Origin of the sequence: Bacillus pseudomycoides DSM 12442 (assembly GCF_000161455.1) — a bacterium.
In the GTDB taxonomy this organism is placed as follows: Bacteria; Bacillota; Bacilli; order Bacillales; family Bacillaceae_G; genus Bacillus_A; species Bacillus_A pseudomycoides.
On the sequence record NZ_CM000745.1, the window covers coordinates 5,558,085 to 5,558,319 of the forward strand.

1 protein-coding gene is annotated in these 235 nt (G+C 41.3%); it reads left to right on the forward strand.

The window, feature by feature from the left end:
* On the forward strand, positions 1-235 hold a 235-nt coding region (locus BPMYX0001_RS28080; RefSeq protein WP_157753681.1), incomplete at both ends, for a serine hydrolase domain-containing protein.

Here is a 235-nt window from a genome sequence, read left to right on the forward strand (position 1 = left end):
TAAGGTCAAAAGACGCTGATATGATGAATACCAAAAAAACATATACCGCTGAAGAAATAGTGAAGATTGGGCTTTCTCTGCCTCCAGACTTTGCCCCAGGAAAGGGCTGGTCTTATTCAGACACAGGATACGTATTACTGGGTATCCTTATTGAAAAAGTAACCGGGAACAGCTATGCGGAAGAGATTGAAAATCGGATTATTGAACCGCTTGAATTGTCGAATACATTCCTACC